Origin of the sequence: Pedobacter aquatilis (assembly GCF_032678425.1) — a bacterium.
Lineage (GTDB): Bacteria > Bacteroidota > Bacteroidia > Sphingobacteriales > Sphingobacteriaceae > Pedobacter > Pedobacter aquatilis_B.
Map to the genome: position 1 here is coordinate 899,564 of NZ_JAVTSG010000001.1, position 19,896 is coordinate 919,459.

General features: G+C 35.2%; 16 protein-coding genes. 14 read left to right on the plus strand and 2 right to left on the minus strand.

Annotated elements, in window-relative coordinates:
- Positions 1-11 precede the first annotated feature (11 nt).
- The 9 genes from R2Q16_RS03740 (at position 12) to R2Q16_RS03780 (ending at position 12,877) form a co-directional block, all read left to right on the plus strand.
- Entirely contained in the window at positions 12-3,233 is a 3,222-nt protein-coding gene (locus R2Q16_RS03740) for a UvrD-helicase domain-containing protein (protein ID WP_316735237.1), read from the plus strand.
- A gap of 3 nt (positions 3,234-3,236) precedes the next feature.
- Entirely contained in the window at positions 3,237-6,101 is a 2,865-nt protein-coding gene (locus R2Q16_RS03745; protein WP_316735238.1) for a PD-(D/E)XK nuclease family protein, read from the plus strand.
- A 178-nt stretch (positions 6,102-6,279) separates the two neighbouring features.
- Entirely contained in the window at positions 6,280-6,714 is a 435-nt protein-coding gene (gene tnpA / locus R2Q16_RS03750) for an IS200/IS605 family transposase (protein ID WP_316735239.1), read from the plus strand.
- Positions 6,715-6,717: 3 nt separating this feature from the next.
- Positions 6,718-7,275, plus strand: coding sequence for a GNAT family N-acetyltransferase (locus tag R2Q16_RS03755; protein ID WP_316735240.1), 558 nt, complete (start codon positions 6,718-6,720; stop codon positions 7,273-7,275).
- A gap of 4 nt (positions 7,276-7,279) precedes the next feature.
- A complete protein-coding gene (locus tag R2Q16_RS03760; RefSeq protein ID WP_316735241.1) occupies positions 7,280-7,636 on the plus strand; it encodes a VOC family protein in 357 nt (118 codons plus the stop codon).
- Positions 7,637-7,832: 196 nt separating this feature from the next.
- On the plus strand, positions 7,833-8,819 hold the full coding sequence (locus tag R2Q16_RS03765; RefSeq protein WP_316735243.1) for a pyruvate dehydrogenase complex E1 component subunit beta: 987 nt from the start codon (positions 7,833-7,835) through the stop codon (positions 8,817-8,819).
- 390 nt (positions 8,820-9,209) lie between these two features.
- Complete coding sequence (locus tag R2Q16_RS03770; protein ID WP_316735244.1) at positions 9,210-9,782, plus strand: pentapeptide repeat-containing protein; 573 nt, start codon at positions 9,210-9,212, stop codon at positions 9,780-9,782.
- A 40-nt stretch (positions 9,783-9,822) separates the two neighbouring features.
- Positions 9,823-10,197: an iron chaperone gene (locus R2Q16_RS03775; RefSeq protein ID WP_316735245.1), complete on the plus strand. Its 375-nt coding sequence runs from the start codon at positions 9,823-9,825 to the stop codon at positions 10,195-10,197.
- A 388-nt stretch (positions 10,198-10,585) separates the two neighbouring features.
- Complete coding sequence (locus R2Q16_RS03780) at positions 10,586-12,877, plus strand: Tex family protein (protein WP_316735246.1); 2,292 nt, start codon at positions 10,586-10,588, stop codon at positions 12,875-12,877.
- A gap of 105 nt (positions 12,878-12,982) precedes the next feature.
- On the opposite strand, the gene R2Q16_RS03785 is transcribed toward R2Q16_RS03780, so the two are convergent.
- The gene (locus R2Q16_RS03785; RefSeq protein WP_316735247.1) at positions 12,983-14,062 is read right to left on the minus strand and encodes a mechanosensitive ion channel family protein; all 1,080 of its coding nucleotides are present in this window, start codon (positions 14,060-14,062) and stop codon (positions 12,983-12,985) included.
- Positions 14,063-14,186: 124 nt separating this feature from the next.
- Here R2Q16_RS03785 and R2Q16_RS03790 point away from each other — a divergent pair, with 124 nt between their 5' ends.
- The 5 genes from R2Q16_RS03790 to tsf all read left to right on the plus strand — a co-directional run bounded on the left by R2Q16_RS03790 (position 14,187) and on the right by tsf (position 17,776).
- On the plus strand, positions 14,187-14,726 hold the full coding sequence (locus R2Q16_RS03790) for an ORF6N domain-containing protein (RefSeq protein WP_316735248.1): 540 nt from the start codon (positions 14,187-14,189) through the stop codon (positions 14,724-14,726).
- 388 nt (positions 14,727-15,114) lie between these two features.
- Positions 15,115-15,558: a 50S ribosomal protein L13 gene (gene rplM / locus R2Q16_RS03795; protein ID WP_010602007.1), complete on the plus strand. Its 444-nt coding sequence runs from the start codon at positions 15,115-15,117 to the stop codon at positions 15,556-15,558.
- Positions 15,559-15,561: 3 nt separating this feature from the next.
- Complete coding sequence (gene rpsI / locus R2Q16_RS03800) at positions 15,562-15,948, plus strand: 30S ribosomal protein S9 (RefSeq protein ID WP_055913282.1); 387 nt, start codon at positions 15,562-15,564, stop codon at positions 15,946-15,948.
- 18 nt (positions 15,949-15,966) lie between these two features.
- Positions 15,967-16,800, plus strand: a complete 834-nt coding sequence (gene rpsB, locus R2Q16_RS03805; protein ID WP_316735249.1) for a 30S ribosomal protein S2 — start codon at positions 15,967-15,969, stop codon at positions 16,798-16,800.
- A 130-nt stretch (positions 16,801-16,930) separates the two neighbouring features.
- Entirely contained in the window at positions 16,931-17,776 is an 846-nt protein-coding gene (gene tsf / locus R2Q16_RS03810) for a translation elongation factor Ts (protein WP_316735250.1), read from the plus strand.
- Between the two features lie 60 nt (positions 17,777-17,836).
- Here the strand turns inward: tsf and R2Q16_RS03815 are convergent, their stop codons facing one another.
- Positions 17,837-19,858, minus strand: a complete 2,022-nt coding sequence (locus R2Q16_RS03815) for an O-antigen ligase family protein (RefSeq protein ID WP_316735251.1) — start codon at positions 19,856-19,858, stop codon at positions 17,837-17,839.
- Between the last annotated feature and the right edge of the window lie 38 nt (positions 19,859-19,896).

The following is a 19,896-nucleotide window of genomic DNA, read 5'->3' on the forward strand; positions in this document are numbered from 1 at the left end:
GAAATTATTTTATGCCTCAACCCCTTAAAATCCTTCAAGCTTCTGCCGGTTCTGGTAAAACGTTCAATTTAACAGCGCACTACCTCACCTTGCTTTTTTCTGGCGAAAACAAATACAGAGAAATTTTAGCCGTAACCTTTACCAATAAGGCTACAGAAGAAATGAAAAGCCGAATTTTGGAGGTACTTGTTGGCTTGGCACAAGGCAACCCTTCAAAGAAAATTGATGATTATAGAAAACTCATTTTAGTTGCCTACCCCGATTTAGAAGCTGAAGGCTTAAAGCTAAAAGCTGACAAAATATATCGTAAAATCCTGCACGATTACAGCCGTTTTTCGGTGAGTACCATTGATGGTTTTGTGCAAAAAGTTATTCGTGGTTTTGCTTTTGAGCTTGGCCTAAATGCCGATTATAATTTAGAAATGAATTATGATAAGGTTAAAGATGATTTGGTGAATAAACTTGATGAAGCTTTAAACGACAACCAACAACTTTTACAATGGATTATTGATTTAGCTATAGAGCGCATCAGCGATAATAAAAGCTGGAATTATAAAATTGAACTATACAACCTCATTGGAGAGATTTTTTCGGAGCGTTTTCAAATTTTCGAATCGGCGGTCGAAGAATTGGGATTAGAAAACATTGATGAACTTTTCAAAAAATACATCAGCGTAACGAAGGATGAAATCAAAAATTTTGAAGCTGAAATTATACAATTAGCAACCGATGCGCACGAAGCACTCGAAGTTTTAGGCATAGAAACCGACCAGTTAAAAGGAAAATCCAGAAGTCCGCTAACTAAATTAATTATCATCGCCCGTGGCGATTTTTCTAAAATAGAAACACTTTTTAATCTTATTGATGAACCTGAAGAATGGTTCCAGAAAAATGCTGCTAATCCTGAAGCTTTCGATGCCATAAATCCGATTTTGCATAAAATCAAAAATCATTATTTAAACCATTTACCAACCTACCAACTTGCAATTGCATTTAACAAAAACCTCTATTATTTAAGGTTGATGCAAGAAATCGCTGTGCTATTAAAGGAATATCGAGCCGAAAATGATAACCTTTTAATCAGCGATGCACAAAAATTAATCTCAGGAATTACAGAAGATGCAGGCGATAATCCTTCATTTATCTGGGAAAAGGTTGGCAATCGTTATCGCAACTTCCTGTTTGATGAATTTCAGGATACTTCTACCAGCCAATGGGGAAGTTTTAAATCGCTTTTAACCAATGCCATTGCCACGCCTAGTTTAGATTTAACTGATCATTTAATTGTTGGCGATACTAAACAATCTATTTACCGTTGGCGAAATGGCGATTGGAATATTCTACATAAACACGCCAGATTAGATGTTGGTCCGCATAATGTAATTGAAGATAGTTTAGCAGAAAATTATCGCAGTACGGAAAACATCATCACCTTTAATAATTTTTTGTACCGACAAATTCCTTTAACCTTACAAAACGAGTTAAATGAGAATTTGGCTGGCAAGCCAGAAAGTATCTCTGCTTGGTGGAATTCGCAAAACTACAACTCAATTATTACAGATATTTATGCAGGCTCAACTCAAAACTTTGCATCAAATACTTTAAAAGGTGGCACCATAAAAATTAAAAAGTTTAGTAAAGAACATGCTCCTGATGAAGCACGTTTTTCGGAAACTATTTTTAGAGAAATTGCCTTGAATGATGTTATTGAAGAAATTCTTCACTTAAAAAATGAGCAGCATTATGCACTGAAAGACATTGCCATTTTAGTTCGCTCCAATAGCGAGGCGATGCTAACAGTTCAGAAATTAATGGAGCAGAAACTTCCGGTATTATCTGGAGATGCCCTATTGATTTCGAACAATTCTGCCGTTCAGCTTATCATCAATACTTTAAAAACATTAATTGGTTTAGATGCACAAACCGCTTTATACAAAGCAAACTGCATTGCACTTTACCATTCGTTGCACGAAAAAGAAGCAAATGCTAACCATTATTTAAATCTAAACAATGTTTCATTAACTACGCTAAGCAACGTTTTACCCAAATCGCTTTGCGAAAACTGGCAATCTTGGTTACAACTTCCTTTGGCGGAGTTAGTAGAAATTTTGTTTGAAGCTTATGATTTAAAAAACCTTAACCAGCATCTACCCTATTTATTAGCTTTTAGAGATTTAACGGCTAATGCCGGAAAACTTGGTGAGAAAGGCATTATTTCTTTTTTAACCTGGTGGGATGAGGATGGTGTAAAAAAATCACTTCCGTCACCTGAAGGCGCAGATGCCATTCAAATCATCACCATTCATAAATCTAAAGGACTTGCATTTAGAGCTGTTTTTGTGCCCTTCTGTAATTGGGAAGTGAAGGGTAAAGCCAACTCCACTTTCTGGGTTTCATCAGAAGATACAGTTTACAAAGAATTAAAGGGGATTCCGTTAAAGTACAACGAAGCATTGGGCGATTCATCAATTGCGCAAGCCTATTATGAAGAATTGCTTTATAATAATATGGATGCTTTAAACATGCTTTACGTTGCAACGACACGTTCAAAAGATTATCTGTATGTATCAACAATGGGTAAAAAAGAGCTGAAACTTTCAAATATGGGTGATGTGATTAATCTTACTTTTGATGATAAATTTGATGAAAACGGCGTATACGAGATTGTTGAATATGTAACGACTGAAAATAAGGTTGAGGAATCTAATTTTATCAACCTAAGGAATTATCCAACTACAAGCCGCTTATCCGAACTTTATATTCCATCAGAGGAAAAACATTTAAAGCACCTGGTTAATATCGAAAAATCCGGCAGAAAAGGTTCATTACTTCACGATATTCTGGCGAGTGCAACTACAGAAAAAGGCGTTGAGGATTACACTTCAAACCTTATTTTGCAAGGCATCATCAAAGCGGAAGAAAAACAAAAGCTGGTTGAATCTGCAATGGAAGTTTTAAATCATCCGGAGCTAAAAGAAATTTTAAATAAGGCAACTGAAAGTATTACGGAGAAAAATATTATCGATGCGAATGGAAAACTTCACCGACCGGATAAGGTATTAATTAGTGAGAAGGAAGTGATTATTCTGGATTATAAATTTACCTTGGAAGAAAGCGACAAACACATTCAACAGGTTGATGGCTACAGAAATTTATTATCAGAAATGGGTTATGAAAACATCAAAACCTATCTATTTTACGCAATTAAGGGCAAGTTAAAATTAGTACAATAACCAATGAAACCATTTTTACAAGAAGTTGCCGAAGATTTAATTTCCAGATTTGGGAATCAGCTGGAAAACTGTGCCATCGTTTTTAATAATAAAAGGCCAGCAGCCTATTTGCAAAAACACTTTGCAGATATTATCGGAAAGCCATTTTTCAGTCCATCCTTTTATACTATTCAGGAATTTTTTGCTTGCTCAACCAATTATAAAATTGCCGATTTCTATCTACAGTTTTTTACACTTCATAAAATCTATAATCAACTCCTGGCTGAAGAAAAACTTGAAACCATTTCTAGCCATAAGTTTTTTCCATTGGCAAAAATTATTTTAAGTGATTTTAATCAAATAGATGCCGATTTAGTTGATGCTGAAAAACTGTATCGCGATTTGGAAGACATTTCAGTTATCAACCAAGACTTTGATTATTTAAGCCCTGAACAATATCAGTTTCTTTCTCAATTCTGGACATCCTATTCAGAAGGAAAGCATAAAAAACAGCAAGAACTGTTTATTAAAATGTGGCGTAGAATGCCGAAACTTTATAATAAATTCCATGCTGTTTTAAAAGAACAAGGTTATTTAACAAATGGTTCAGTATATCGCCATTTGGCAGGTGATATTACAAGTCACCAGGAATTTATATCAAATTTTGATAAAGGAAAAATAATATTTGTTGGTTTTAATGCTTTGAGTAGCGCAGAGGCAAAAATTTTCACCCAACTACAGGAATTTGAAAAAGCGCTTTTCTATTTTGATGCCGATAGCTATTACTTAGATGATGTTTCTCAGGAAGCAGGATTATTTCTAAGGAAAAACCTTAATCTATTGGGTTTAAAAAATGAATTTGCTAACCGGAAAAGTTTAATGAAAAGCGAAGAGCATGATGTTAATGTTTTCAAAGTTCAAGGACAATCTGCACAAGCAAAAATTCTAAATAACATTTTAGAGGAAGATTACACAAATGCCGAAACAGTTGGTAAAACAGTTGTCGTTTTAGCTGATGAAAGTTTGTTGATACCAACCCTACAAACCATTCCAACTACATTCAACAATCAAAAAATTGACCTGAATGTAACCATGGGTTTTGCCTTATCTACATCGAGTATTTTCGGTTTGGTAGACTTATGGTTAGCCAGTCAGCTTGAAGTTTTGCAAAGCGATAAAGTTAGTTATAAAAATGTTGAAGCATTCCTCACGCATCCTCTATCTGGTTTAACGCAAAAAATGCGTGATAAAATTCTGACCGCTTTATTGGATGAAAATCAAGTTGAAATTGACCACAAACGCTTGTTAAGACAAAACGGTTTGTTCGAAGTTTTCTATAAAAAGATTGAGGAGCCACAATTTGTAGTGACGAATTTACTCGAGGTTCTAGATTTTGTTTTAACGAGATTATCAAACGCAAAAACATTAAAGAAAATTGATGCGGAACTCTTCGTTAAAACCATTCAAGAGTTAAACCGACTGCACGATACTTTTAATAATCACATTGGTAAAGAAGAAATTCCTTTTGTAATTTATCTTGTTCAAAAATCGTTGCAGGCCATTGCTGTTCCGCTTTCTGGCGACCCGTTAAATGGTATTCAGGTGATGGGTTTGTTGGAAACCAGAAACCTAAATTTTGATAAGGTGGTTATTTTGGGCTTTAATGAGGGTATCATTCCAAAATCATCAATTGGTAATAGTTTTATTCCTGATTCTATCCGTAGGGTTTACGGCTTACCGGTTTTAGAAAATTTGGATGCCATTTCATCCTATATGGTTTATAGGTTGATGCAAAGAGCAAAAAACATCAACTTCGTTTACAATAGCTTAACCGATGAATCGACATCAGGCGAAGCCAGCAGAATTTTAAAGCAATTGGAGTACGAAAGCGGTTTTAATTTCACTTATAATGAATTAAATCTCGAAGTAAAAACAGAGCAGTTTAAAGAAGTTGAGATTGAAAAAACCGGAAATGCTTTTATCCAGGAAACGCTGCAGAAATATCTCGACAAAAAGAAAATCCTTTCACCATCTGCTTTAACGCAGTACATTTCCAATCCAATTGATTTTTTCTTCAATTATATTGCTGGTATTAAAGAACCAAAAGAAATTAGTGCAGTAGTAGAAGCCAATGAAATTGGTTCTATTTTACACAAGGTGATGGAATATTTTTATGAAGATTTAAGAAGCGCAGAAATTACGGAAGAACGCATTAAAGAAAGGCGAAAAATGGTTCCGAAATTGATTCAAAAAGGATTTAATGCGGTTATGTTTAATCATCCTGATAAGGTGATGGAATATAAAGGCATGCAAAAAGTTATTCTTGCGATTGTTGATGCTTATGTAAATATTATTCTAAATCAGGATATTTCGCAAACGCCGTTTACCATTATAAGTTTGGAACAAAAGGTTGAAGCAGAAATTAATTTCCCGCTAAACGGGAAGGAAGAAAGTATTAAAATATTTGGTTACATCGATAGAGTTGATGTAAAAGATGGTATTACTAAAATTGTTGATTACAAAACGGGAAGTGATAAATTAGCTTTTAAAGATGTTGATGAACTTTTTAATTCGGATGGAAAACATATCAACAAAGCATTAATTCAAACCTTACTTTATACTTATGCTTACGAGCAATCGGCCGGAAAAACCTGTGTAGAACCAAATCTTTATATCGTAAAAACAATGAATGATCCGATTTATGGTGGTGTTTGGTTTAAATCTAACCGTCAGGTTTTACGTGGCGATTTCTTAGAGGATATTAAACCTTTATTTTTAGCAAAACTTAAAGAAAAACTTGCTGAATTATTTGGAGCGCCACATTTTAAAGCAAGCGAAATTCCTGATAATTACAAATATTCTATTTATAAAACATTGTTTGGAAAGTAGATTTTGGCTAAAGCCTATATAATCATTTTAAACCGTTGGTTGAAACCAACGGCAAATAATTCGAGCAAACGCATAAAGGAAATATCACTCTGTTCAGGCATTTCTTTGCCGTCTGGCTTTAGCCGACGGCTACAAATAACATAAAATTGCTATATTGGCTTTAGCCAAATTATAAAATATGTCGTATGTAAAAATTTGGGTTCACCTGGTGTTCTCAACAAAAAATCGACATCCCTATCTAACTAACAATATCCGCTACCAAGTTTATAAGCATATCATCGAAAACTGTAAAGAAAAATCTATTTTTCTCAAAGCTATTAATGGTTATACAGAACATTTGCATTGCTTAATTTCATTAGGAAAAGAACAAAGTATTGCTAAAATTGCACAACTTATTAAAGGCGAATCTGCTCATTGGATTAACAAAAATAAACTTATCGAAGGGAAATTTATGTGGCAGGATGATTATTTTGCGATTTCAGTAAGCGAATCTAAATTAGAAGTAGTAACCAATTACATTAAAAATCAGGAAGTACATCACACTAAAAAATCCTTTGCTACAGAAGTAAAAGAATTCTCAGATAAATATAAATTTGATATAAGAAAAGAATAATCAATGCTAAGCCTCAACTTCACCAAATTTCCAATCCTCGAAACCGAGCGACTAATCCTAAGAGAACACAATCTTTCAGATGCCGAAACATTATTTGCTATGCGCACTAATGAATCGGTTATGAAATATATAGACCGTGAAAGACCAAAGGATTTAATGGAAATTAAAACCTTTATTACCAAGTTTAACGAAGGCTTCGAAAATGGGGATAACTTAGCTTGGGTGATTGCTTTGAAAGAAGATCCAAATAAAATGATTGGTTCGATTGGGTATTGGCGAACCGATTTTGCAAACCACCGAGCAGAAATCGGCTACATGCTACACCCCGATTATTGGCGAAAAGGAATTATTTCTGAAGGTTTGAAAAGAACAATTAATTTCGGTTTTGATGACATTAACCTTCATACCATAAGTGCAAATATCAATGTAGAAAATGATGCATCAAGGCAAATTTTACTTAAACATGGTTTCGTTAAAGAAGCGCTTTTTAAACAAGATTATTATTTCCGCGGTCAGTTTTTAGACAGCGAAATTTATGGCATGTTAAATCCAAATCATTAAAATTATGTTTAAAGCCGCAGTACCAATACTAGCATCCCTAAACACCGAAGAAACGGTAAAATTTTATACCGAAAAATTAGGTTTCACTTTTCATTCCGAATGGGATGGCTATTTAATTTTTAGCAGAGATTGTATGGATTTACATTTTTGGACCACCGACAACCCCGATTACCCTAAAAACACAGGTTGTTATATTAACGTAACCGAAGTTGATAAACTTTACGACGAATATAAAGTTCATAACGTAATTCATCCCGAAGGCGCATTAAAAGATATGCCTTGGGAAATGCGGCAATTCTCGATCTTAGACAATAATGGAAATATTATCCATTTTGGTGAAGATATTTCGACAAACCTCTAAACTATAATATAAAAACAACCTCATTTATCGCATTGCGAAATAATATTTTAGCTATTATCCAAAAACAAATAGAATAAAAATTAAAAGCTGCAAAAAACAATCAAAATCAACCATAATTATTACAAAATACACGCATTATAGCCTTTGGTTTCAATGCTTTTAATAATTATATTTGCCACCGTTATTAAAATTTACAATGAGAGAAATCCAATTTAGAGAAGCACTACGCGAAGCCATGAGCGAAGAAATGCGTAAAGATGACCGCGTTTTTTTATTAGGTGAAGAAGTAGCAGAATATAACGGAGCGTACAAAGTAAGTCAAGGTATGCTTGATGAATTTGGTGCGAAACGCATTATCGATACCCCGATTGCCGAATTAGGTTTCGCAGGTATTGCAACTGGTGCTGCAACAGCAGGCCTTATTCCAATTGTCGAATTTATGACATTCAACTTCTCATTAGTAGCTATCGACCAAATCATCAACGGCGCAGCTAAAATTTTATCAATGAGCGGTGGTCAGTTCTCTTGCCCAATGGTTTTCCGTGGTCCAACAGGTAACGCGGGCCAACTAGGTGCACAACACTCACAAAACTTCGAAAACTGGTTTGCAAACACTCCAGGTTTAAAAGTAGTTGTTCCATCAACTCCATACGAAGCTAAGGGTTTATTAAAACAAGCAATCATCGACCCAGATCCGGTAATTTTCATGGAATCTGAAGTAATGTATGGCGATAAAGGCGATGTTCCTGCAGAAGAATATTACATCGAATTCGGTAAAGCAAACGTAACCAAACAAGGTACAGATGTAACCATCGTAACTTTCGGTAAAATGTTAACTCGCGTGGTTAACCCTGCTGTAGAAGAATTAACTAAAGAAGGAATCAATGTAGAAGTTATCGATTTACGTACCGTTCGTCCTATCGATTACGATACAATTATCGAATCTGTTAAGAAAACAAACCGCTTAGTTGTGGTAGAAGAAGCGTGGCCGCTAGCATCACTTTCTGGTGAAATTGCTTTCATGGTTCAAAAAAGAGCTTTCGATTACTTAGATGCACCAGTTTTACGTATCACTTGTGCTGATGTTCCACTTCCGTACTCACCAACTTTAATTGCTGCCAGCTTACCAAACGCTGAAAAAGTAGTTAAAGCGGTTAAAGAAGTTATGTACGCTACAAAATAATTGTCATTCTGAGCATTGCGAAGAATCTCATTTCATATAAATCCTCCAAAGCAATTTGGGGGATTTTTTTATGCAAAACATTTACCATATAAAGCATATTGGATTTCTTACATGGTGAAATAATTTGAAAACCAAACTTAGTAATACTTCGTTTACAGCAGTCCTGCCATCCATTCCAATCTTTTTAAATATCTTCAATACTCCAACTATCGTCATTGCGAGGCGGAAGGACTTGGCAATCTTTTTCGTTAATACTACTAAAAAGTATTTTCATTGCTGTCAGGTTTATTTTACCAAAACTTGTGTAAAAAACGTAGTTCAGCTTACTGCCCAAACCATAAAATTAAATGATAATTTTTATCTTCGTTTCAACAAAAAATGTCCCACCCAATGTCTGAATACATAACCGAGCAAACTTTCGAAAAAGCCGATTTCACTTCACGTCCGCTACCAAAAGCAGAATACGAAAACTGTAAATTCATGGGCTGTAATTTTTCAAATTCAGATTTAAGTGGTGTAAAATTTCTCGATTGTGAATTTATTTCCTGCAATTTAAGTTTAGCAATTTTAAGCAAAACCTCATTTAACGATGTTAATTTTAATGATTGTAAAATGCTTGGACTACGTTTCGAAAATTGTAATGATTTTGGTTTAGGATTTAGTTTTGATAATTGCAAACTAGACCATTCTTCCTTTTATAAGCTAAAACTGAAGAAAACAACTTTCAAAAATGCACAGCTACATGAGGTTGATTTTACAGAAACTGATTTAGCAAATTCCATTTTCGATAACTGCGATTTATTGAATGCTACTTTCGATAGAACCATTCTTGAAAGAACCGATTTTAGAACAGCATACAATTATTCAATCGACCCAGACCGAAGTCGAATTAAAAAAGCAAGATTTTCGAAAACTGGAATTGCTGGTTTATTAACTAAATACGATATCATAATTAGCGAATAATATTTGGTTTTTTTGTATTTTCATAATAGATTTCAATGTTATGGAAAAGATAGACCCAAAAACAATCGATGAATATATTGCGCTTTTCCCAGCTAAAACTCAAGAAATTTTACAACAAGTTAGGAAAACGATCCATAATGCAGTGCCAAACGCTACAGAAGTAATCAGCTATAAAATGCCTGCATTTAAGCAAAACGGTATTTTGGTTTACTTTGCAGGTTATGCAAAACACATTGGCTTTTACCCAACGGGGTCGGGCATCGAAGCCTTTCAACACGAATTTGGCGATTATAAGTGGAGCAAAGGTGCTGTTCAGTTCCCAATCAATAAACCAATGCCTTTAGATTTAATTACTAGAATCACCAAATTTAAAGCAGAACGAGATTTGAAAAAAGTGGCGGAGAAGAAGCAATAACTCAATTATATTTTACGCCCTGCAACCTTAATTACCTGCAAAAACCAGAATTAATTAAACGGGATTGAAGCGGTATACTTTTACAAGCAATCCCACTCATCACTTGTCATGCTGAGGCACGAAGCATCTGCAACCGATGAAAAAGATGCTTCGTGCCTCAGCATGACAGCGGCTAGTAAAAGATATAACGTAAAGCCCGGCTAGCATTAAAAAAATCTTTTGCCTTTGCTTTTCAAAAAATTCGTCTTAACAATCCTAAAATCGCGTAATCCATAAAATCTTAGTTCGCGAAGCGATTAATTACTCACACTTTCTGGTGGAAAACTTCGTCTTAAAAAACTTTAAATCCGGCAAATCCTGATTAGCTTTGCCACATTAATTTTTGAATATGTTAACTCACCATAAAATAATTGCAGCCGAATTAAAGGTTGCAGAAAAACAAGTAACAGCCACGATAAACTTGTTAGATGAAGGCGCAACCGTACCATTTATTTCGCGTTATCGTAAAGAATTAACAGGAAGTTTAGACGAAGTTCAGGTGGCTGGAATTCGTGACAGAGTTTTGCAGTTACGCGATTTAGACAAGCGCAGAGAAGCGATTTTAAAATCGATGAATGAGCTTGGGAAGTTAACGCCAGAACTTGAAAAACAAATTAACGAAGCCGAGACCATTTCACTTTTAGAAGATATTTATTTGCCTTACAAACCGAAACGTAAAACCCGCGCTTCGATGGCGAAAGAGAAAGGTTTAGAGCCTTTGGCTTTACAGATTTTCGACCAGAAAAACTTCGATTTGGAGGCAGAAGCCAATAAATTTATTGATACCGAAAAAGGTGTAAATACTGTAGATGAAGCATTTGCCGGTGCAAGAGATATTATTGCTGAAATGATTTCGGAAAATGCAGAAGCCCGGACCAAAATGCGCTCTTATTTTCAAGAAAAGGCGGCCTTCAAATCGGAAGTAATAAAAGGAAAAGAAGAAGAGGGGATAAAATATAAAGATTATTTTGAGTGGAATGAGCCTGTAAAAACGGCTGCTTCGCATCGTGTTTTAGCCATGCGCCGTGGTGAGAAAGAATTGATTTTACGTTTAGATGCTTTGCCACCTTCGGATGATGCTCTAGCAATTTTAGAAAACCAGTTTATTTTAGGCAATAATGCCGCATCGAAACAGGTTCAACAGGCTTTAGAAGATGGTTATAAACGACTATTAGAGCCAGCGATGGAAACCGAACTACGTGTATTAACCAAACAAAAAGCCGATGAAGAAGCCATTCGTGTCTTTGCAGAAAATGCCCGCCAGTTGTTATTAGCTGCACCACTGGGGCAAAAAAATGTATTAGCCATCGACCCAGGTTTCCGTACGGGCTGCAAAGTAGTTTGTTTAGATAAGCAAGGTCAGTTACTGGAAAATACGGCCATTTACCCGCATACCGGACAAGGAAACGTTAAAAATGCAGGAATTACTATTCAGCAACTTTGTGAAAAACATAATGTGGAAGCAATTGCTATCGGCAACGGAACTGCAGGTAGAGAAACGGAGGCTTTCGTTCGCGGTTTAAACTTACCAAATGTAACTATCGTGATGGTGAATGAAAGTGGCGCTTCGATATATTCAGCTTCTGAAGTTGCTCGTGAAGAGTTCCCAACACAAGATATTACCGTTCGTGGAGCGGTTTCTATTGGGCGTAGGTTAATTGACCCATTAGCAGAATTGGTTAAAATCGACCCGAAATCTATTGGCGTTGGACAATATCAGCACGATGTTGACCAAACCAAATTGCAAGCAAGCTTAGATGATACCGTAATCAGCGCAGTAAATGCGGTTGGTGTTGAACTGAATACAGCTTCAAAACAAATTCTGGCTTACGTATCTGGTTTGGGACCAACATTAGCACAAAACATTGTTGATTATAGAAATTCAAACGGTGCTTTTAAAAACCGAGAAAGCTTGAAAAAAGTGCCTCGTTTAGGCGATAAAGCTTACGAACAAGCGGCTGGTTTCTTACGTATTCGTAACGCTGAAAATGTTTTAGATACCAGTGGCGTTCACCCAGAACGTTACGTTGTAGTAGATAAAATGGCTAAAGATTTGGGCACAACAGTTTCGGCCTTGATGAAGGATACGCAGCTTCAAAAGCAAATCAAGCTACAACAATATGTTACCGATGAAATCGGCTTACCAACCTTAACGGATATTTTAAAGGAATTGGCAAAACCAGGCCGCGACCCCCGTGAAGCTTTTGAAACTTTTAGCTTTACGGATGGGGTAAACGAGATTGCTGATTTAAGAATTGGTATGAAGTTACCTGGAATTGTAACTAACATCACTAATTTCGGTGCCTTTGTAGATATTGGTGTTCACCAAGATGGTTTGGTTCATACAAGTCAGTTGGCAAACCGTTTTGTAGCAAACCCGAATGATGCTGTTAAGGTTCATCAAAAAGTGGAAGTTACGGTAATGGAGGTTGATATAGCTCGTAAAAGGATTTCGTTATCGATGAAAACCGAAGTTAGTCAGAAGTTGGAAGTTCGAAGTACGAAGCCTAAAGAACAGAAGCCAAGGCAAGATTATAAGCAGAACAATTCAAAACCTAATTTTAGGCCTAAGCATGAACAAAAAGATGCTGATGGCGATTTACAGGAAAAATTAGCGAAGTTGAAAGGTATGTTTAAGTAAATCAATCATTTCATTTTTTACTTTCGTCATTGCGAGGCACGAAGCAATCTATTTTTTTATAATTGTATGAGATTGCTTCGTGCCTTGCAATGACGAATTTCAGTACTAAATCCCCTCAAACTTATCCTTAAACTCCAACCTTTTCTTCGGTAAACTTTCTGGATAATTGTTTTGAATAAATGCAATCATTTCTTCTCGCACATAACACCTTAAATCGAAAGCCCTCGAGGAATTAGAGGCACTCATTAAATAACGAACTTCAATCGAGCCATCTTTTGTACTATCGGTAACTTGCACAACATTAACTCTTTTGTCCCAAAGGGGATTTGAAGTTAGCAATCGGGTTAATTCCCGGCGCATTGGTTCAATTGGAATCGTGTAATCTAGGTAAAGAAAAACCGTTCCGAGCAAATCTGCGGAAACCCTGGTCCAGTTTTGAAAAGGTTTTTCAATGAAATAAGTGATTGGAAGAATCAACCGCCGTTGGTCCCAGATACTAACCACAACGTAAGTGAGAGTTATTTCTTCAACCCTACCCCATTCGCCCTCTACAATTAAAACATCATCAATACGAATCGGTTGTGTAAATGCAATCTGAAAACCTGCGAGTAAATTCCCTAGCGATTTTTGTGCAGCGAAACCAATAATAATTCCACCAATCCCAACGCCAGTAAGTAGCCCTGCTCCTATTTTACGCATACTTTCGAAGCTTAACAGAATAATTGCGGCGGTGATTAAGATAATTAGCGAGACAATGAATTTGCGCACAAACTGCAATTGCGTTCTAATCTTTCGCTCTTTTAAATTGTTCTCTTTATTGAGGTCGTACTTGAGGTAAAAGAAATCCTCCAGTACATTAATCAAACGGATTAAAATTAAAGCGAATGTAGCGGTTAGTGCAATTTCAAGAGATTTATCTAAAGGAATGCGAATAGTGGCATGCATTACCATTAAATCCAATGAAAAATTAAGAAATAGTAGTGGAATAAATATTGCGACAGGTCGGCGTAAATGTTTAATAGTTGATTTTATGATGATGAAATCCCACCAGCGAGATAATAAAATAAAGATTTTGTGAATAATAAATTTAACAAAGACACCAAGTAAAATCGCAACGATACTAATAATTAGATTTTTTAAGAATAATGGAATAGGATAGCCGAAAATATCATCAAGGTACTGCATAAACAAATTTGTTGGTTAAGGAATATTTATCTAACAACAGGCATTGTTTATTGTTTGATGTCGCAAATTGCGAGCTCAAATAACTCAATGAAATTAATTATATTAGTGTAAATCCAAATATGATATGAAAGCAGAAGATGCGCTCTCTATCATCCCTGAAAATATTTTAATAAATAAGATTTATGAAATCCGCAATCACAAAGTGATGCTTGATAGCGATTTGGCTGAACTCTATGACGTTGAAACCAGAACACTAAACCAAGCTATCAAAAGAAATATTGAAAGATTTCCTGAAGATTTTATGTTTCAGCTTACAGAAATTGAGTGGCAATCTTTGAGATCACAAATTGTGATCTCAAAGAAAAACAAAGGTGGTAGAACATACTTACCAAATGTTTTTACCGAACACGGTATATTAATGCTTTCTAGTATTTTAAACAGCCAACAAGCTATCCAAGTTAACATTCAAATTGTAAGAATTTTTACACGGTTGAGAAATTTATTGAGTGAACATTCGGAGCTTAAGTTAGAGATTGCCGACATTAAAACGCACCTCCAAAATCATGATAAGAATATCGAATTAGTATTTAGTTATTTAGATAAACTAATTGATAAAGAAAACCAGCCAAGAAAACGAATAGGTTTTAAACCCGATGATTTGTAGCCGTTTTGCTAGAAACCATCAATAGTATAACAATCCTAGCCATATAAACGGGATTGCAGCGATATCCTTTTTGCGAGCTGGGTAAACTTACGAAGTCTTTTTAGCGCTTTAGAAAGAGACTTCGTAAGTTTATGGCTGGGGGCCAAAAAGATTTAGCGGAAAGCCCGGCCAAAGCTAACCGATGTACTGCTGAAATTGCTTTACAAATTCTGTGTAAATTCTTTTCTATTTAACAGATGCTGAAATAAATTCAGCATGACGGTTATACTTAATAAATCAAGTCAAAATTTTTCTCATCAACTATTTGATTATAAAACTTTTCTATCTATCTTTGCAGTCCCAATTTTAATGGGAATAAATAATTGTTTAATAAATTAAATACAAGCAAGTGAATACGTTAAGTTACAAAACTGTCTCTGCCAATGCGAAAACTGTTAACAAACAGTGGATTGTTGTTGATGCACAAGGCGAGATTTTGGGGCGCTTGTCATCGAAGATCGCTATGATCATCCGTGGTAAAAACAAGCCAGAATACACCCCACACGTAGATTGCGGAGATAACGTAATTGTTATCAATGCAGACAAGGTTAAATTGACAGGAAACAAATTCAGCGAAAAGCAATATGTTTCTTATACTGGTTATCCAGGTGGTCAACGTTTTATCTCTCCAAAAGAGTTAATGGCGAAACACCCTCAACGTGTAATCGAGAAAGCGGTACGTGGTATGTTACCGAAAACTAAATTGGGTAAAAAACTTTACACCAATCTTTTTGTGTATGCTGGTGAAACTCACCCTCATGCGGCTCAATCTCCAAAAACCATTAAACTTTAAGAAATGTCAGTTACTAACACTTCAGGAAGAAGAAAAACAGCTGTTGCACGTATCTACTTAAAAGATGGTGCTGGAGCAATTACCGTTAACGGTAAAGATCACAAAGTTTATTTCCCTACTTTACCTTTGCAATATATCGTAAACCAAAGTTTAGAAGTTTCTGAGCTTACTGGCCGTTATGATATCACTGTAAATGTACAAGGTGGTGGAGTAAAAGGACAAGCAGAAGCTGTTCGTTTAGCTATTGCTAAAGCGATTGTTGAACTAGATGCGGAGAAAAAACCTGCATTACGTGCTAAAGGCCTAATGACGCGTGATATGCGTATGGTTGAGCGTAAGAAACCAGGACGTGCTAAAGCTCGTAAGAAATTCCAATTCAGTAAACGTTAATCACAGGAGGCAAGAACAATGGCAAGAACAACTTATCAAGACTTATTGGATGCAGGTGTACACTTTGGTCACCTTACCCGTAAATGGAATCCAAAAATGGCTCCTTACATTTTCATGGAGCGTAATGGAATTCACATTATAGATTTAAATAAAACTTTAACTAAAACTGAAGAGGCTGCGGCTGCGATTAAACAAATCGTAAAATCAGGACGTAAAGTATTATTTGTTTCAACAAAAAAACAAGCAAAAGGAATCGTAGCTGAGCAAGCTAAAAAAGTAAATATGCCTTTCGTAACCGAGCGTTGGTTAGGTGGTATGTTAACTAACTTTGCTACAGTACGTAAGTCAATCAAAAAGATGTCTAACATCGATAAAATGACTAAAGACGGTACTTATGCTATCTTATCTAAAAAAGAGCGTTTGATGATTCAGCGTGAGCGTATTAAATTAGAATCACTTTTAGGTGGTATTGCTGATTTAAACCGTTTACCAGCAGCTTTATTCTTAATTGATGTTAAGAAAGAGCACATCGCTGTAACTGAAGCGTTAAAATTAAACATCCCAACTTTTGCGATGGTTGATACAAACTCTGATCCTTCTAACATCGATTTCCCAATCCCGGCGAATGATGATGCTACAAAATCTATCTCTTTAATTACTGATGTAATTATCAAAGCGATTGAAGAAGGTTTAGATGAGCGTAAACGCGAAAAAGATGATGAGGCTGAAAAAGAAGCAGTAGCAGCTAAAACTGCAGCTGATGCGCCAGAGGTTAAAGAACCAAGACGCAAAAAAACAGCTGAAGCAGAAGTTGAAGCATCTTCATCAGAAGAAACTAAAACAGAAGAATAGTAATATTTTTTTATTGCAGGTTACTGGTTTCAGGTTTTAAGTTGGCTTAACATGAGTTTAACTTGGCGCTTGTAACTTGTAACCTGTAATTGTTATAAACAAGATTGTAAATTTTAAAAAAGGAAATAAAATGTCTACAGTACAAATTACTGCCGCTGATGTAAATAAACTACGCCAACAAACTGGTGCTGGTATGATGGATTGCAAAAAAGCTTTAGTTGAAGCTAACGGCGATTTCGAAGCAGCTGTTGATTTATTGCGTAAAAAAGGTCAAAAAGTATCTGCTGCTCGTTCGGGCAATGCTACTTCAGAAGGTTTGGTATCAATCCAAGTTTCGGCTGACGGTACTAATGGTAAATTAGTTGCTTTAGCTTGCGAAACTGAGCCAGTTTCTAAAGTTGAGGATTTCCGTAATTTAGCTCAAGCTGTTTTAGCTGCAGCAGTTGCTAACAATCCTGCTACTGCTGAAGAATTATCGGCAATTGCTTTAGAAGATGGACGTACAGTTGCTGAAACTATTACTGAATTGACTGGTAAAATCGGCGAGAAAATCATTATCCAGGAATATGCAAATATCTCTGGCGAACAAGTTGTTTCTTATGTTCACTCTAACGGTAAAATGGGTGTTTTAGTAGTATTTCAAGGTGCTAACGGTACTGATATTACTGAAGCAGGTAAAGATGTTGCTATGCAAATTGCTGCAATGAGCCCGGTTGCTGTTGATAAAGACGGTGTTGACCCGGCTACTATCGAGCGTGAAATCGAAATTGCTAAAGACGTTATCCGTCAAGAAGGTAAACCAGAAGAAATGGTTGAGAAAATTGCTGCAGGTAAATTAAACAAATTCTACAAAGACAGTACTTTATTAAACCAAGAGTTTGTTAAAGATGGTTCTATGGACGTTCGTAAATTCTTAGACAACACTGTTAAAGGATTAACTGTAACAGCTTTCAAACGCGTACAATTAGGTGCATAAGCACTTTTAAATTATATAAACCGTTCCGATGTAAAATTGGAACGGTTTTTTTATGCACATTTATTTAGGTAAAAATGGTTTATAGCTTAACATTACAGTATCAGCTGGAAAATATTTTAATCCCGAATCAACCACCTTTTTAACTTCATTTCTATCTGCTTTGGAATAAAAAAGACTTAAAGAATAGTATGACCAAGATTGCTGGTCATTTCTAAATGAATGGTATCTTTTAAATAACTCGTTTATTTCATTTGTATTATTATTTATTCTGGCAAAATAGCTCGCCATTCGATAGTAATAAAAATTACGGGGTTTTGCATTGGCAGCTTTTCTGGCGTATTTATTTGCACTATCTAATTTTTTAGAATCGAGATAGATATTACATTTTAAATAATCATTATACGATAAATTTGGACTTTGATGGTGCACACTATCCAATAGCCTTACTGCCTCAGCATACCTTTTTTCTTTATATAAATACCTCGCCTTTTTATACCCTATTGTTTCAGAATTTTCAGCAATATTTGGCCAAGCAGGTAACAAATCATTAACCTCGCTATAGTTAAGCTTTGGCATTGCATTCGGAAGGTTGTCGATACTATTCAAATCAGCATCTACAATAAATTGAGCCTTCATTGATTTTAAAACCTTAAAATGAATAAAAATTGTACTGGTAACAATTAAAAGAATAGGCAAGGCAATTATAAAACTCACCCCTTTAACATTAGCATCACTTGCTTGTTTAGCCGAGAGATAATTAATTATTACAAAAGCAAAAATAAAGGCAAATAACAACTGTACATTTGGGCGCTCGGAAGGAAAATTAAAAAAAGCATCAATAAAGTAACCACTTAAACAAGCTAATATAATTATAGCGATAATTTTTTGCTCACCCGCTGCATTTGAAACTAGAATCTTTATCGTAAATACGAATGCAAATAGAAATATCGACAAATAAATAATTGCATTCGGAATCCCACTTTCTCCAGCAACTTCAATGAAATCGTTATGTGGGTGCTTCGAAAAAACATTATCATCTAAAAGTTTATTGGTATATAATGGCGAATAAAGCTTCCAATTACCATAACCTAACCCTAATATTGGTTTTTTGGCAATCAAATCCCAACTACCTTTCCAATATTTCAATCGAATATTGGTTGTTTCATTATTTGTATCGGCAACAGTAGCCAACCTATCTATTAATGTACCATAAACAGTTTCCGTATTAGTTGCTTTTGCTTTTTTGATAGCATTTTGACTCATGAAGAATGCAATACTAAATGCAGCTAATAATATAACACAAATAACTTTCGACAGTGCAAATTCTACTTTTTTAAAATGCAAATAGCATAATCCAATCAAAACCACACTGCTGCTTACAATCAATCCTAAATATGCAGATCTGGCATTAATTAAAAAAACAGCGAGTACAGCAAAGAAGAGTGATAATGCGCTTAAATATTTAAAAAATCCATTCCTTTTAACTATGCAATAAATGACTATTGGTATTTTTATAACTAAAGCTGCAGCAAAAATATTCTTATTTCCGGTGGAGCTTTGCAGCGCATTAGTGAGTGTCGATAAATCTATCTTACCAGTGCCCTGGTAAAATTCCATAACTCCAGAAAAAGTTTGTGCCAGTACGATTAAGGTGATTACTACACCAATATTTTTAAGCAAATGGCTCCTCTTGTAAAGTAAGACGCAAAAAACAAAGAAAGCGGTAGCAGTAGTAATTAGCCTAACGTAGTTTACTAAACTTTCTGTTTTATTTATCGCGATTAATATTGATAAACCCGAAATAGTAATAAATACAATATACAACCACGATATTCCATTTTTAAAAATAGGTTTTAGTGCTTCGCTAAATTCTTTGTTTTTAAAAATGTAAATGATTGCACCAAAATTTAGCAGGCTAATTACTAACCAATGGATTCCCATCTGATCTGGAATGTCTATTTTAGGTATACAATCTACGAGGAAATATAAACTCAGGATAACCAATACAAAATTATCGGTTAGACTTGATGGCTTGCTCGTTAAAACTTGGGATGATTTAACATTTTGCTTTTCGCCTTTCATTTCAGAAAATTTAAATAAAATTAGCCATTTTTAAAGAT